Origin of the sequence: Mameliella sp. CS4 (assembly GCF_019392335.1) — a bacterium.
GTDB lineage: Bacteria > Pseudomonadota > Alphaproteobacteria > Rhodobacterales > Rhodobacteraceae > Antarctobacter.
Genome location: NZ_JAHXRQ010000008.1, coordinates 22,730 through 36,932 on the forward strand (window position 1 = coordinate 22,730; position 14,203 = coordinate 36,932).

Below are 14,203 nucleotides of genomic sequence, written 5' to 3' on the forward strand. Positions count from 1 at the left end.
CGACGCGAACGGGACTGCGGCGGGAGGAGATCATCTTGGCGCGGGGAAGAAGCTCGGCGGCGTTGCCCAAGCACGCCCAGATCAGCGAAATGCTGATCCGTGACATTGCGGCAGGACGGCTGGCCGATGGCGCACGGCTGCCGCCGGAACGCGAGATGGCCGAACAACTTGGAATTGCCGTGGGCACCCTGCGCAAGGCGCTGGAGGCCTTGGCCAACAAGGGGTTGCTGGACCGTGTCCAAGGGTCCGGAAACTATGTCCGGGCACGTGACGGCGTGGCCTCGATCTATTCGATGCTGCGGCTGGAGCTGAAGGCCGGTGGCGGGCTGCCCACGGCGGAACTGTTGGGTGTAGAGCGATTGGCGAAACCGGCGGATGCCCCCCCCTTCGGTCCGTCGTCCGAGGGGTGGCGGTTCCGGCGCCTGCGGTTCCTGGGCGGTGTTCCGGCGGCATTGGAAGAGATCTGGCTGGACGGAGCGCAGGCGGCGCGTGTCGCCGCAGAGGACGTGTTGGAATCGCTTTACCTTTTCTACCGTGAACGGCTGGGGCTGGTGATCCTCTCGGCAGAGGACCGGATTGGTTTCGCGCCGGTGCCCGACTGGCGCGATGCACGGTTCCCGCCCGGGGTGGGTGAAACGGCGGGCTATGTCGAACGCATCGCCTGGGACAAGACAGGCGCGCCGGTCGAATATTCTCGCACCTGGTTCGACGCGGAAACCGTCACTTATATCAACAGGATCGGCAGGGGGTGAGCGTGGTCAGGTACGGCGTGATCGGCTGCGGCATGATGGGCCGCGAGCATATCCAGAACATCAACCTCTTGCCGCAGGGCAGGGTGGTCGCGGTTTTCGATCCGGTCATAGACTTGGCGCAAAGTGCGGCCGAACTGGCGGGCGGCGCGCAGGTCTGCGCCACTCTGGACGAGTTGCTGGCGGTCGACGGGCTGGATGCGCTGGTGGTGGTCAGCCCGAACGATTGCCACGTCCCGCAGCTGCGCCGGATCGCGGCGACTCGACCGCTGCCGGTGCTCTGTGAAAAGCCGCTGTATACCACGCCGGAAGACGAGGTCTTTCTGACCGAATTCGCGCACAGCTATCCCGCGCCGGTCTGGGTGGCGATGGAATACCGCTACATGCCGCCCGTGGCGCTGTTGCGGCAGGAAGTGGCCGAGGCGACAGGCGGAATTTCCATGCTGTCGATTCGCGAGCACCGCTTTCCCTTTCTGCCCAAGGTGGGCGCGTGGAACCGTTTCAACGCGCGGAGCGGCGGCACGCTGGTCGAGAAATGCTGTCATTTCTTCGACCTGATGCGCCTTATCCTCAGGGATGAACCGGTGCGCGTCATGGCCAGCGCCGGGCAGGCGGTGAACCACAAGGACGAAACCTATGACGGGCGGTCGCCAGACATTTGGGACAACGGCTATGTGATCCTGGATTTCGCAGGCGGTGCGCGGGCGATGCTGGAACTGTGCATGTTCGCCGAGGGCGCGCGGTACCAGGAAGAAATCTGCGCCCTCGGCCCCGCCGGCAAGATCGAGGCGCTGGTGCCCGGGCCGGGCCGGTTCTGGCCCGAACACCTGGGGGAGGCGCCTGTGCCGCAGGTGATCGTCTCTCCGCGCGTGCCCAGGGGGCCGCGCGTGATCGAGGTGCCGGTCGAGGCCGAGTTGCTGGCAGCAGGCGATCACAACGGGTCGACCTTCTACCAGCACGAGGGGTTCAACGCGGTGGTCCGGGGAGAAGGGGCGCCCGAGGTGACACTGGCGGACGGGATGGCCGCGGTCCGGATCGGGCTGGCGGCGCAGGAAAGCGCGCGGACCGGACAGGCGGTGCTGCTGTAGCGCCGTGCGCATGAAGCGGGCAGCGCGATGCCTTGCCGTTAGGTAATTCGTCTGACCTTGATGCGGATCATGACACCTGTGACACTTCCCGTGCAGTTTGCGCGGGACACGCGGAGAGGATCATGGCGCGACTCGATGACAGGACCCGCGAGGTGGTGTTTCGCACCGAGGGTCTGACCAAGACTTATGACACCGGCGAGGTGCAGGTGCATGCCCTGGCGGGCGTGGATCTGGAATTGTATGGGTCAGAGCTGACCGTGTTGCTGGGCCCCTCGGGGTCCGGCAAGTCGACGCTGCTGAACATCCTCGGCGGGCTGGACCGGCCCAGCGGCGGACGATTCTGGTTTCGCGAGAAAGAGTTGACCAATGCCAGCGACCGGCAGCTGACGCGCTACCGGCGCGACCATGTCGGCTTTGTCTTTCAGTTCTACAACCTCGTGCCCTCGCTCAATGCGCGCGAGAACGTGCAACTGGTCACGGACGTGGCAAAGCGCCCGATGAAACCCGCCGAGGCGCTGGACCTGGTCGGCCTGAGCCACCGGATGGACCATTTCCCGGCGCAGATGTCGGGGGGCGAACAGCAGCGGGTCGCCATTGCGCGGGCCATCGCGAAACGGCCCGACGTGCTGTTGTGCGACGAACCCACCGGCGCGCTGGACAGCCACACCGGCACGCAGGTCCTGGCGACGCTGCAGCGGATCAACGATGAATTCGGCACCACTACGGCGGTCATCACCCACAACGCCGCCATCCGGCTGATGGCGCACCGGGTGATCCGGTTCCAGGACGGGCGCATCGACCGGATCGAGGAAAACGACAGCCGCCTCGCCGCAACCGAGATCCATTGGTGAACGCATGCACGCAATGGACCTCAAGCTGTTTCGCGACTTTCGCAGGCTCTGGGTGCAGGGCGTGGCAATCGCACTGGTGCTGGCGGCGGGTATCGCGGTCATCATCATGTCGGTGGGTATGAGCCGGGCGCTCAACGAGACCCGCAGCGCCTATTACGAGAGCAACCGCTTTGCGCATGTCTTTGCCTCGGCCCGTCGCGCGCCGGACAGCCTGCTGTCGCAATTGCGCGACATCGAGGGCGTGGCGCAGGTGGAAACGCAGGTGCGCTCCTACGCGATCCTCGACATTCCGGGGCGTGCGAAACCGGCGACCGGCCTGCTGATTTCGCGCCCCGAACTGGGCGAGCCGCTGTTGAACGTGCCTCTGCTGCGACGGGGCCGCTGGCCCGAAAATGCGGGCGAGACGGTGGTGAACGAACCCTTTGCAGAGGCCAACGGCTTTGTCCCCGGCGACACAATCTCGGTCAACCTGAACGGACGCAAGCGCGGGGTGACGATAACCGGCACCGCGCTGTCGCCCGAATTTGTCTATACCATCGGCCCCGGCGCCTTGATGCCGCAGAACGAAACCTTCGGCATCCTGTGGATGCAGGCCGAAGTGCTGGACGCGGGGTTCGGCATGGCGGGGGCCTTCAACACCGTGGCGCTGACCGTTCTGCCGCGCACGCCGTTGGAACCGGTCAAGGACGCGGTCAAGGCGCTGCTGGACCCCTACGGCGCGGCGACGCCGGTGGGGCGTGATGCGCAACAGTCGAACGCCTTCCTGGATGCCGAGATCCAGTCTCTGGAGGTGCTGGCCTGGGTGCTGCCGCCGGTCTTTCTGGGGATCACTGTCTTTCTGGTGAACATGGTCATGGGCCGCATCGTGCAACTTGAACGGTCCGAGATCGGTCTGATGAAGGCCGTGGGCTACACCAACTGGGAAATCGGGCTGCACTACCTGATGCTGGCGGCGTTGATCGCCTTTCTGGGGGTCGGCATCGGCTGGGGTGTGGGATCCTGGCTGGCGCAGGCCATGTCAAAGCTCTACGCCAAGTATTTCGACTTTCCCTTCCTCGTCTTCGGCGTGCCGCTCAGCATCTATGCGCTCTCGGCGATGCTGGGCCTTGCGGCGACCAGCGCGGGGGCGCTGAACAGCGCGATGCGTGCGGCGCGGCTGGCGCCCGCGGTGGCGATGGCGCCGCCCGCACCGCCCAATTTCCACGGCTCCACGCTGGACCGGCTGGCCGATCTGCTGAGGCTGGGCCAGCCGACTCGGATGATCCTGCGCAGCCTGCTGCGCTGGCCGCTGCGCGCGGGGATGACCCTGTTGGGCATGGCGCTGGCGGTTTCGGTGCTGGTGGCGTCGAACTTCTTTCCCGACGCGATGGAAGAGATCATAGACACTGCCTTTTACCAGTCGAACCGGCAGGACATGTTGCTGTTGTTCGACCCCGACGCGCCCGAAACCGCGCTGGAAGAGGTCAGGCGGCTGCCCGGTGTCCTGCAGGTGGAGCCCCAGCAATACCACGCAGCCCGCCTGATCTATGGTCCCTACGAAAAGCAGGTCCCGGTCTCGAGCGTGGCGGATGCGGCGGACCTGGCGCGGGTGGTGGATGGCGACGGGCAGGTGATCACGCCCGACCCCTTCGGCATCCTGCTGTCGGATCGCCTGGCGCTGGCGCTGCATGTCGGCGTCGGCGACACACTGACCGTCAGTTTCGAAAGCGGTCGGCGCGAGACCTTCGAGGTGCCCGTCACCGGCATCGTCACCCAGTTCTTTGGGCTGGGCGCCTATTTCGCCCATGACACGCTGAACTCCATGTTCCGTCAAAGCCCGCGGGTGTCCATCGTCAACGTGACATTGGCGAACCCGCAGGCGGCTGAGGCCTTTCAGGAGTGGATCAAGGATGTGCCCCGGCTGACGGGCACCATCAACATGACCGAAAACCGCATCAGCTTTACGGACACGTTGAGCAACAACATCCTTGTCGCGACCACGGTCTATGGCATCCTTGGCATGATCATCACCGTCGGCGTGGCCTACAATGCCGCGCGGGTGCAGCTCTCTGAACGGGCACGAGAGCTGGCCTGCCTGCGCATCCTGGGTTTTGGCAAGGGTGAGGTGGCCTATATCCTGGCCGGTGAGGTGCTGTTGCTGGCCGTTCTGGCGCAGCCGGTGGGCTGGGTGATCGGCTATGGCGTGGCGCGGCTGATGACCGAAGGCTTTACCAGCGATCTCTATGCCATCCCGCTGGTTCTGGAACCGGCGACCTTTGCCCAGGCCAGCCTGATCGTGCTGGGCGCCGCGGTGGTCTCGGTAGCGCTGGTGGCGCGCCGGTTGGGGCGTCTCGATCTGATTGCCGTCATGAAAACAAGGGAGTGAGGACATGTGGTCCCTGCGTACCATAGGACTTTCGGCTGTCGGCCTCGCCCTGGTGGGCGGGTTGGCGGTCACCGCTTTCCGGACCGATCCGATTCCGGTGGACACGGCGCCTTTGGCGCGCGGCGTGCTGAGTGTGACGGTGGACGCGGATGGCAAGACGCGGATCAGGGAGGTCTACGAGGTCTCCTCTCCCATCGTCGGCACGGTCCTGCGCTTGCCGGTGACGGTGGGCGACCCGGTGGCCAAGGGGGTGACCGTGGTGGCCCAGGTGCAGCCCGCTGTGCCGACACTGCTGGATGCGCGCAGCCGGGCACAGGCGGTGGCGGCGCTGCACGAGGCCGAGGCAAGCGTGAAATTCGCCGAGGCCGAGGTTGTCCGGACAGAGGCGCAGCGCGCCTATGCGCAGTCGCAGTATGACCGGGCCAAGGCCCTGGCTGACCGGGGCACGGCCTCGCTGACCGCGCTTGAGACGGCGGCGCAGCAGCTGCAACTGGCCGAGGCCGACAAGCTGTCTGCCGACGCGCGGCTTGCAATGTCGCGCGCCGCGCTGGAAAGCGCGCAGGCGGTGCTGGCCGAACCCGAGGACGCGCCGGGCGGGGGCGATTGCTGTCTGCCGATCCTGGCGCCCGCCGATGGCGTTGTCCTGTCGGTCGAGGGCGAAAGCGCGCGGCCCGTGGCGGCAGGCGCGCCGCTGCTCAGCATCGGCGACCCGGACGATTTGGAAATCGTTGTCGATCTTTTGTCCTCACAGGCGACCCGCCTGGCGCCCGGCGCCTCCGTCGAGGTGGACCGCTGGGGTGGCGAGGGCACGCTGGCGGCGGAATTGCGGCTGATCGAACCGGCAGCGCGCACTGTCGTTTCGGCCCTGGGGATCGAGGAACAACGCGTGGATGCGGTGCTGGATTTCACCTCTCCGCCCGAGATGCGCGCGGGGCTGGGTCAGGCCTTTGCTGTCTTTGTCCGGATCGAGGAATGGCGCACCGAAGATGCGCTGTTGATCCCGCTGTCGGCGATTTTCCGGCGCGAAGGGCAATGGTTCACCTATGTGCTGGCCGATGGCGCCGCGCATGAGACGGCGATCGAGATCGGCCGCCGCGACGGGCGCAGCGCCGAGGTGCTGGCCGGCGTCGCGGTCGGGGATCGGGTGATCCTGCACCCGCCGGACACGGTAGAGGACGGGGTCGAGGTGGCCGAGCGCGACTGGCAGTAGGCGCCCCCACCCGCAGGCAATCATGAAAACCTCTTGGCCGGGGCTTGTGATTTGACGCGCGTCCAACTTAATCTTGACGAACGCGGGCGGTCCGCCCAGTCTTTTAATATTGCGCGCGTAAAGTTTTTTCTGCGTGTGCGGCGGGCATGCGTCCGATGCCGGAGGGGGAGACAGGGTTCATGACCGGCAGGAAGATCCGGAACATGGAGGAATTCGCCGAGGTCAGCGGGATCTCGCGTCCGACCGTGTCCAAGTATTTCAACGACCCGGACAGTGTGCGGAAATCCACGCGCGCGCGGATCGAGAGTGCCCTGGAGCAATACGACTATCGCCCCAACATCTTTGCGATCAACCAGAACCGCAAGCTGACCAAGAACATCGGCATCGTGGTGCCCTATCTTGCCGACCCCTTCTTTGCCGAGATTGCGCGCAATCTGGAAATGCTGGTGATCGCGGCGGGCTATCATCCGATCCTGCTCAGCTCGCACGGATCCACCGCGCAGGAAAACGACAACTTCGAAAGCCTGCGCGCGATCAAGCCCGCCGGGGCATTGCTGGCGCCCCTTGGCCGGGCGTCTGACAAGGCGGCTGTCGAGAGGTTCTGCAAGGCGGTGCCCTCTGTTCTTTTTGATAGTTATATCAGTGGTATGGGTGAGGCCTTCGTGGGGCATGACAATATCCAGGCGACCAAGCTGATCTGCGAATACCTCTGCCGGACGGGGCAGCCCCCGGCCTTTTTCGAGATGCGCACGCCAACCAACCCGAATGCCTATCGTCGCCGCAACGCCTATTGCGAGGCGATGGAGCGGCTGGGCCACCCCGTGCAGCTGTTGCAGGCCGAAGGCGGCGGCTGGGATTTCGAAAAGATCGGGCTGGAAGGCGGTACGAAAGTCATCGAAGAACGCAGCCTGACCACCGATACGATCCTGTGTTCGAACGACCGTCTGGCCATCGGCTTTCTGGCGGCGGCTTATCAGAAGGGGCTGCGAGTCGGGCTGGGTGCGGGGGCCGCGCTGCGCGTTGCCGGACACGACGACCACCCGTTCTCGCGCTATACCTGCCCGCCGCTGACAACGGTTTCGCAGGACTATACTGCAATCGCAGAACGCAGTGTCGAACGACTTTTCAGCCTGGTCGAAAGCGGGGAACGTGCTGAAAACCGCGATGAAATCTTTTTCGAAGGCAAGCTGGTCATGCGGCAATCCGCATAGAGTATTCTGCGTCGCGGCAAATTTTAATTTTACTCCCGTAAAGTTTTTGATTGACTCGCTGAGGGGCGTTGCGCAGTCTTTGAGTGTGCAACGAGCACTCCAAGGGAGGAAATTGGATGACTTTGAAAGGCGCATTTTTTGCGGCTTCCGCTCTTGTGTCGGTCAGCGCGACTGCGCTTTCCGCCGAGGTCCTGACCATCGCCACGGTGAACAATGGCGACATGATCCGGATGCAGAAGCTGACCGACGACTTTACCGCCAAGACCGGACACGAGGTGAGCTGGGTCACGCTGGAAGAGAACGTGCTGCGGCAGCGCGTGACCACGGACATCACCACCAAGGGCGGTGCCTTCGACATCATGACCATCGGCATGTACGAAACGCCGATCTGGGCCGCCAACGGCTGGCTGGTTCCGCTGGACGACCTGTCGGAAGAGTATGACGCCGATGATATCCTGCCGGCGATGCGCGGGGGCCTCAGCCATGACGGCACGCTCTATGCCGCGCCCTTCTACGGCGAAAGCTCGATGATCATGTACCGGACCGACCTGTTCGAGGCCGCCGGGCTGGAAATGCCCGAGGCGCCGACCTGGAGCTTTGTCGCCGACGCCGCCCGCAAGATCACCGACAGGGACAACGAGATCTACGGCATCTGCCTGCGCGGCAAGGCCGGCTGGGGCGAGAACATGGCCTTCCTGACGGCCACCGCCAACTCCTTTGGCGCGCGCTGGTTCGACGAGGACTGGACCCCGCAGTTCGACAGTGATGCCTGGGAAGAGACACTGACCTTTTACCTGGACCTGATGAACGATGCAGGCCCTCCGGGCGCCTCGACCAACGGGTTCAATGAGAACCTCTCGCTGTTCCAGCAGGGCAAGTGCGGGATGTGGATCGACGCCACCGTCGCCGCCTCTTTCGTGACCAATCCCGACGATTCCGCCGTGGCCGACAAGGTCGGCTTCGCGCTGGCGCCGGACACCGGCAAGGGCAAGCGCGGCAACTGGCTCTGGGCCTGGGCGCTGGGCATCCCGGCGGGCACCCAGAAAGAGGATGCCGCCAAGGAGTTCATCGAGTGGGCGACCTCCAAGGCCTATATCGAGCTGGTCGCGGCGAACGAGGGCTGGGCCAACGTGCCTCCGGGTGCGCGCAGCTCGCTCTATCAGAACGAGGCCTATCTCTCCGCAGCGCCCTTTGCCGAAATGACGCTGAAGTCGATCAATTCGGCTGACCCGCTGAACCCGACCGTGGACCCGGTTCCCTATGTCGGCGTGCAGTTCGTGGCGATCCCGGAATTCGCGGGCTTTGCCACCGACGTGGGCCAGGAATTCTCGGCCGCGCTGGCCGGTCAGCAGACCGCGCAGCAGGCCCTTGCCAAGGCGCAGGCGCTGGTCGCCGACGCAATGGAAGCCGCAGGGTACTGAGGCCTCCTCCCAGGCCGGAGGGCGGGGGCAACCGCCCTCCGGTTCCTGACCTAACAACAGACATCAACACGGCGGCGCGACGCCGCCAAGGGAGGAGATGCGTCATGGCGACCCAGCATTCGCGATCCGCAGCCCGTCTGATGATGGCCCCCGCGGTTTTCCTGCTTCTGGTCTGGATGCTTGTTCCGCTGTCCATGACCCTCTGGTTTTCCTTCCGCAAGTACCTGCCGCTGCGCGGCGGGGACCTGGGGTGGGCCGGCTTTGACAACTACGTCCGTTTCGTGACGTCCAGTTCCTTCTGGCCCAGCGTAATGACGACTCTGATGATCGTCGGTGGTGTGCTGGTGGTGACAGTGGTCCTGGGCGTGCTGCTGGCGATCCTCCTGGATCAGCCGATGTGGGGGCAGGGGGTGGTGCGCATCCTTGTCATCGCGCCCTTCTTCGTGATGCCCACCGTGTCGGCGCTGGTCTGGAAGAACATGTTCATGGACCCGGTGAACGGGCTCTTCGCACACCTGTGGAAGTTCTTCGGTGCCGAGCCGATTGCCTGGCTGTCCGAGGCTTCGATGCAGTCGCTTATCATGATCGTCAGCTGGCAATGGCTGCCCTTTGCGACGCTGATCCTGCTGACCGCGATCCAGTCGCTGGACAGCGAACAGCTCGAAGCTGCCGAGATGGACGGCGCCCCGCCATTGGCGCGCTTCTTTCACATCATTCTGCCGCACCTGAGCCGGGCGATCACCGTGGTGATCCTGATCCAGACGATCTTCCTGCTGTCGATTTTCGCCGAGATCTTCGTCACCACGCAGGGCTCGTTCGGGACCAAGACGCTGACCTACCTGATCTTCCAGCGCGTGCTGGAAAGCCAGAACGTCGGACTGGGGTCCGCGGGCGGGGTCTATGCGATCATCCTGGCCAATATCGTCGCGCTGTTCCTGATGCGCATCGTCGGGAAGAACCTCGATGCCTGATCTGGCCACATGCAAAACGGCGGGCGGGGCGCGCGTGCGCCATGCCCGGCCTCGGGAGAGCGGTGACGCGACCACGCTGGCTGCCCTCCAAAGCCCGATAGCCGCCCTGACAACGGCTGTTCCAACAAATGCCCTCCCGGGGGGGAGGTCGGGCTTGGCGCATGCGCGCCGGATGTGCCCGACGATCGGTGCAACGCATCGCCCCGCCGCCACGCAGGAAAGGCTCTGATCATGGCACGCGCCGTCAAGACACAACGCAAGGCGATCAACACCGCGCTGGCCTGGGCCGTCGGTCTGCTGATCTTCTTTCCCATCCTCTGGACCATCCTGACCAGCTTCAAGACAGAGGCGCAGGCCATCAGCGATCCGCCGGTCTTCCTCTTCTTCGACTGGACGCTGGAAAACTACGCGGTGGTGCAGGAGCGGTCGAACTACATGCGGTTCCTTTGGAACTCGGTGATCATCGCCGGTGGCTCCACGATCCTGGGCACGATCATCGCGATCCCCGCCGCCTGGTCCATGGCATTCGTGCCCTCGAAGCGGACCAAGGACATTCTGCTGTGGATGCTCTCCACAAAGATGCTGCCCGCGGTCGGCGTGCTCTACCCGATCTACCTGCTTTTCATCAAGCTGGGGTGGCTGGACTCGCGGGTCGGGCTGATCATCGTGCTGATGCTGATCAACCTGCCGATCATCGTCTGGATGCTCTACACCTACTTCCGCGAAATTCCCGGAGAGATCCTGGAAGCGGCGCGGATGGATGGTGCCAGCCTGCGCGAGGAAATCCTTTACGTGCTGACCCCGATGGCGGTGCCGGGCATCGCCTCGACCATCCTGCTCAACATCATCCTGGCGTGGAACGAGCCCTTCTGGACGCTCAACCTGACCGCCGCAAAGGCAGCGCCGCTGACGGCATTCATCGCCAGCTATTCCAGCCCCGAAGGGCTGTTCTACGCGAAACTTTCGGCGGCCTCGGTCATGGCCATCGCGCCGATCCTGATCATGGGCTGGTTCAGCCAGAAACAACTCGTCCGCGGCCTGACCTTCGGCGCGGTGAAATAAGGGGGAGAGACCCGTGGGACGTATTCAACTCAAGCAGGTCAAGAAGTCTTTTGGCGACGTGACCGTTATCCCGCCCTTGGACCTGACCATCGAGGATGGCGAATTCACCGTCTTTGTCGGTCCGTCCGGCTGCGGCAAGTCCACCCTGCTGCGGCTGATCGCCGGCCTGGAGGATACCACCGACGGCGTGATCGAGATCGACGGCAAGGACGCGACCATGTTGCCGCCGGCCAAACGCAGCCTGGCAATGGTGTTCCAGTCTTACGCCCTGTACCCGCACATGTCCGTGCGCAAGAACATCGCTTTCCCGATGAAAATGGCGGGCATGGACAAGGCGGAGCAGGACAAGCGTATCGCCTCGGCGGCCAAGGCGCTGAACCTGACCGACTACCTGGACCGGCGTCCGGGGCAGCTGTCGGGCGGCCAGCGCCAGCGGGTCGCCATCGGGCGGGCCATCGTGCGGGAACCCGCGGCCTTCCTCTTTGACGAACCGCTGTCCAACCTCGATGCCGCCCTGCGTGTCGGCATGCGGATGGAAATCAGCGAACTGCACAAAAAGCTGGACACGACGATGATCTACGTCACCCACGACCAGGTCGAGGCGATGACGATGGCCGACAAGATCGTGGTGCTGCATGCGGGCGTGATCGAACAGGTTGGCAGCCCGCTGGAACTGTATCGCAACCCGCGCAACAAGTTCGTCGCCGGGTTCATCGGCAGCCCCAGGATGAACTTCATCGAAGGGCCGGAGGCCGCGAAACACGATGCGCAAACCATCGGTATCCGCCCCGAACATATCGAGGTTTCGACCACCGAGGGCCTGTGGCAGGGCCGGGTCGGCGTGGCCGAGCACCTGGGGTCGGACACCTTCATCCACGTCCACGGAGTGCCGGGCTGCGACCCGATGACCGTCCGCGTGGGCGGCGAGATCCCGGTGCATCACGGCGACACGGTTTTCCTGAACCCGAACCTCGATCACCTGCACCGTTTCGATGCCAAGGGGTTGCGCATCCAATGACTCGACTGACGGGAAAGGTGGCGCTGGTCACCGGCGGCGCGCGCGGCATTGGCCGCGCGATCTGCCAGGCTTATGCGCGAGAAGGGGCAAGGGTTGCCGTGGCTGATCTGATGGCGGATGAGGCGCGGGACTGTGCGGCCACTCTGGGCGACAATGGCATGGCGCTGGGCATGGACGTGACGAACCCGGCCTCCATCGCCGAGGGCGTCTCCCGGGTCGAGGCGCAATGGGGCCGGATCGACGTGCTGGTGAACAATGCCGGCATCTTCAACATGGCCTCTGTCGACCGGATCACGCCCGAGGACTACCGCCGGCAGTTCGACGTCAACGTCGGCGGCACGATCTTTGCGATCCAGGCCGTTGTGCCGGGGATGAAGGCGCGCGGCGGCGGGGCGATCATCAACTTTTCCTCGCAGGCTGGCCGTCGGGGAGAGCCGAACATCGCCGTTTATTGTGCCACAAAGGCGGCGGTGATCTCGGTCACGCAGTCGCTGGCGCTGGAACTGGCCGGGGACGGCATCCGGGTCAATGCCATCGCGCCCGGTGTCATCGACACCCCTATGTGGGAGATCGTCGACGGGCTGTTCGCCGAATACGAGAACAAGCCAAAGGGCCAGAAGAAACGCGAGGTAGGCGAGGCGGTGCCGCTGGGCCATATGGGTACACCCGACGAGGTCGCCGATCCCTGCGTTTTCCTGGCCTCTGACGAGGCCCGCTACATCACCGCGCAATGCCTGAACGTCGATGGCGGGAACTGGATGAGCTGATGACCGGGAGCCTTGTCAAACTGAGCAATGCGACGCTGGCGGAGCTGCCCGAGGCTGTCTCTGCTCCCGTCTATGACCGTGATGCCCTGACGCCCGGGATTGTGCATATCGGCCTTGGCAACTTTCACCGCGCGCACCAGGCCTGGTACCTGCACCGGCTGATGCAACAGGGGCTGGCAAGCGACTGGGCCATCGTCGGCGCCGGTGTGCGCCCCTATGACGAGGCGCAGCGGCTGAAGATGGCCGAACAGGACTACCTGACCACGCTGATCGAGCTGGACCCGAAGGGCAGTTCGGCGGAGGTGGTGGGCTCGATGATCGACTATGTGCCGATTGTCGAGGGCAATGGCCCGCTGATCGACCGTATGGCCGACCCGGCGATCCGGATTGTCGCTTTGACGGTGACAGAGGGCGGATATTACCTGGACCCGGCGACCAAGGCGTTTGATCCTGCGCATCCCGACATGCGCCATGACGCCGCCAACCTGGATGCCCCGCGCACCGCCTTTGGCGCCATGATCGCCGCGCTCAGGCGCCGTCGCGACAGCGGCGCGGGGCCGTTCACCTGCCAGAGCTGCGACAACCTTCCCGGCAACGGGATCAAGCTGGAGGAGGTCATTCTTGGGCTCGCCCGGCTGGCCGATCCGGCACTGGCCGATTGGATCGCGGCACATTGCAGCTTTCCCAACTCGATGGTGGATTGCATCGTCCCGGCCACCGGCCCGCGCGAACTGGCGCTGGTGCGCGATTTCGGAATCGACGACGGGGTGCCTGTCACCCATGAGAATTTCCGCCAGTGGGTGATCGAGGATCGCTTTTGCGCCGGACGCCCGCCTTGGGAAGAGGTGGGGGCGACCATCTCTGACGATGTGCACGCCTACGAGGCGATGAAGCTGCGCATCCTGAACGGTGGCCACCAGGTCATTGCTGCTCCGGCCGAGATCCTGGGGATCGAAACGATCCATGATACGATGGACCATCCGCTGATCCGGGGCCTGTTCCGCAAGGTGGCGTTGGAGGAAATGGCACCGCATGTCCATCCGGTACCGGGTATGACGCCCCCGGCCTATGTCGACCTGATCGATACGCGGTTTTCCAACCCGAAGATCGCCGACACCGTGCGCCGCGTGGCCTTTGACGGCTCGTCGCGCCATACCGGGGCCGTCCTGCCGGTGATCCGTGACGCGGTGGCGGCGGGGACACCCTTGGCCGGGCTGGCCTTGTCCCAGGCGCTGTGGGCCAGGATGTGTGCCGGCACCCGAGAGGACGGGTCGGAGATCATGCCCAACGACCCGGTCTGGGACGCGCTCGTGCAGGCGGCACGCGCCGCAAAGGACAGGCCACAAGCCTGGCTCGATCAGCGTCAGTTCTATGGCGGACTGGCGGATGACCCCGGTTTTGCGGCGGCCTTCGCCGAGGCGCTGCAACGGGTCTGGGCCGACGGGACAGAGGCGGCAATAGGCGCCTACCTGGACTGACGGCCCTGTCCG

Annotated in this window: 12 protein-coding genes; all 12 read left to right on the top strand. The window is 64.7% G+C overall.

Going from position 1 to position 14,203, the window contains the following annotated elements:
- The first annotated feature begins 35 nt into the window (after nt 1-35).
- On the top strand, nt 36-752 hold the full coding sequence (locus KZZ07_RS11570) for a GntR family transcriptional regulator (protein ID WP_255564303.1): 717 nt from the start codon (nt 36-38) through the stop codon (nt 750-752).
- Entirely contained in the window at nt 749-1,837 is a 1,089-nt protein-coding gene (locus KZZ07_RS11575; RefSeq protein ID WP_219514305.1) for a Gfo/Idh/MocA family protein, read from the top strand. The genes KZZ07_RS11570 and KZZ07_RS11575 overlap by 4 nt, the downstream gene beginning before the upstream one ends.
- A 122-nt stretch (nt 1,838-1,959) precedes the next feature.
- Complete coding sequence (locus KZZ07_RS11580) at nt 1,960-2,688, top strand: ABC transporter ATP-binding protein (RefSeq protein ID WP_219514306.1); 729 nt, start codon at nt 1,960-1,962, stop codon at nt 2,686-2,688.
- A gap of 4 nt (nt 2,689-2,692) precedes the next feature.
- Nucleotides 2,693-5,053 (top strand): ABC transporter permease, encoded by a 2,361-nt coding sequence (locus KZZ07_RS11585; RefSeq protein WP_219514307.1) that lies wholly within the window; start codon nt 2,693-2,695, stop codon nt 5,051-5,053.
- A gap of 4 nt (nt 5,054-5,057) precedes the next feature.
- Complete coding sequence (locus tag KZZ07_RS11590) at nt 5,058-6,263, top strand: efflux RND transporter periplasmic adaptor subunit (RefSeq protein WP_219514308.1); 1,206 nt, start codon at nt 5,058-5,060, stop codon at nt 6,261-6,263.
- A gap of 179 nt (nt 6,264-6,442) precedes the next feature.
- Nucleotides 6,443-7,474 (top strand): LacI family DNA-binding transcriptional regulator, encoded by a 1,032-nt coding sequence (locus tag KZZ07_RS11595; protein ID WP_219514309.1) that lies wholly within the window; start codon nt 6,443-6,445, stop codon nt 7,472-7,474.
- 116 nt (nt 7,475-7,590) lie between these two features.
- Complete coding sequence (locus KZZ07_RS11600; RefSeq protein ID WP_219514311.1) at nt 7,591-8,895, top strand: ABC transporter substrate-binding protein; 1,305 nt, start codon at nt 7,591-7,593, stop codon at nt 8,893-8,895.
- Between the two features lie 104 nt (nt 8,896-8,999).
- Nucleotides 9,000-9,866, top strand: coding sequence for a carbohydrate ABC transporter permease (locus tag KZZ07_RS11605; protein ID WP_219514312.1), 867 nt, complete (start codon nt 9,000-9,002; stop codon nt 9,864-9,866).
- 231 nt (nt 9,867-10,097) lie between these two features.
- Complete coding sequence (locus tag KZZ07_RS11610; RefSeq protein WP_219514313.1) at nt 10,098-10,928, top strand: carbohydrate ABC transporter permease; 831 nt, start codon at nt 10,098-10,100, stop codon at nt 10,926-10,928.
- A gap of 13 nt (nt 10,929-10,941) precedes the next feature.
- The gene (locus KZZ07_RS11615; RefSeq protein WP_219514314.1) at nt 10,942-11,946 is read left to right on the top strand and encodes an ABC transporter ATP-binding protein; all 1,005 of its coding nucleotides are present in this window, start codon (nt 10,942-10,944) and stop codon (nt 11,944-11,946) included.
- On the top strand, nt 11,943-12,713 hold the full coding sequence (locus tag KZZ07_RS11620) for an L-iditol 2-dehydrogenase (RefSeq protein WP_219514315.1): 771 nt from the start codon (nt 11,943-11,945) through the stop codon (nt 12,711-12,713). The genes KZZ07_RS11615 and KZZ07_RS11620 overlap by 4 nt, the downstream gene beginning before the upstream one ends.
- Nucleotides 12,713-14,191 (top strand): mannitol dehydrogenase family protein, encoded by a 1,479-nt coding sequence (locus KZZ07_RS11625; protein WP_219514316.1) that lies wholly within the window; start codon nt 12,713-12,715, stop codon nt 14,189-14,191. Before KZZ07_RS11620 ends, KZZ07_RS11625 begins: the two co-directional genes overlap by 1 nt.
- Nucleotides 14,192-14,203: the final 12 nt, after the last annotated feature.